Below are 726 nucleotides of genomic sequence, written 5' to 3' on the forward strand. Positions count from 1 at the left end.
TGCCAATGCTGGCTGCAACAGCTCGCAGGCCAGGTCCAGGGCACGGTGGCCATCGACGGCAAAAGCGTGCGTGGCAGCCGCAAGGGCGATGTCCCCAAGGCCTTGCACATGGTCAGCGCCTGGGCCGCCGACATGGGGCTGCTGCTGGGCCAGCGCAAGGTCGATGGCAAGAGCAACGAGATCGCCGCCATCCCGGAGCTGCTGCGCCTGCTGCAGCTGCGCGGCTGCATCGTCACCATCGACGCCATCGGCTGCCAGAAGGACATTGCCCGGCAGCTGCACGAGCAGGGTGCGGACTACGTGCTCAGCCTGAAGGAGAACCAGCCGCACCTGCATGCCGTCGTGCAAAAGCACTTTGCCGCGCTGCCCAGCGATGCACAGGAGGGCAGCACCCATGCCGAGAGCTTCGCAGGCCATGGGCGGCGCGAACTGCGCCGCTACCGGGTGAGCCCGGTGCCCGCGGCCCTGCAGCGGGCCGCTGCGCACTGGCCGGGGCTGTGCAGCGTGGTGCAGGTCGTGCGCCAGCGTCAACGAACGGGCAAGCCCGCCAGCGAGGAGCTCAGCTACTACCTCAGCAGCCTGCCGGGGCACACGGGCGCAGATGTGCTGGCCCACAGCATCCGCGCGCACTGGAGCGTGGAGAACCAGTTGCACTGGAGCCTGGACGTGGCCCTGCGCGAGGATGCCGCGCAGTCCTACAAGGATCAGGGCCCGCACAACCAGTCC

The 726-nt window shown here is 68.9% G+C and carries 1 protein-coding gene; it reads left to right on the top strand.

The window, feature by feature from the left end; all coding sequences use genetic code 11:
- On the top strand, positions 1-726 hold a 726-nt coding region (locus tag JHD63_RS22755; protein WP_198973080.1), incomplete at both ends, for an ISAs1 family transposase.

Origin of the sequence: Xylophilus sp. ASV27, from assembly GCF_016428875.1 — a bacterium.
Taxonomy (GTDB): domain Bacteria; phylum Pseudomonadota; class Gammaproteobacteria; order Burkholderiales; family Burkholderiaceae_C; genus Xylophilus.